Here is a 530-nt window from a genome sequence, read left to right as displayed (position 1 = left end):
CCCCCGAGGAGAGTGACGAGGTCGTGGATCCCGCCGCCGGGCCGGTGCTGTACGGGGTGCGGTTCGAGGGCGAGTTCACCCTGGACCCGGCCATCGCCGACCAGGGGCGGGCCCTGAGCGGGATCTGGGACGCGTACGTACGGCTGGACTGCTGCGGCTGGACGGCCGCCCGCCGACTGGGCGCGGATCGCAATCCCGCGGTGAACGCCGAGCGGATGCCCTCCTTCTTCCGCTCCGGTGACCGGCTGGCCTTCGGCAACCTCTACTGGACCAAGCCGCACTCCAATCTCAGCCTGTCCGTGGACGGTTCCATCGGCCCGCTGTGCCGGGCCGTCCGGGACCCCTCCCGGATCACCGTCACCGAGCAGGACGGGATGCTGTCGGCGGAGATCCCGATGACGCTGGCGCCGCTGGCCGAGGAGGTGCCGGTGGTGGTGCGGCTGGAGCGCACCGGCGCGCCCCCGCTGCTCCTGTCCCTGTCTCTTCTACACCTCTCCGAGCCCACGGGACGGAGTCCCATCTCGTATGCC

General features: G+C 71.5%; 1 pseudogene. It reads left to right on the top strand.

Annotation, left to right across the window (positions count from 1 at the left end):
- Positions 1 to 23: 23 nt before the first annotated feature.
- A pseudogene (locus E4099_RS32710) lies at positions 24 to 530 on the top strand (hypothetical protein); the annotation flags it as partial.

Source organism: Streptomyces palmae (assembly GCF_004684805.1).
Classification (GTDB): domain Bacteria; phylum Actinomycetota; class Actinomycetes; order Streptomycetales; family Streptomycetaceae; genus Streptomyces; species Streptomyces palmae.
This window is presented reverse-complemented; position numbering and strand designations above follow the sequence as displayed.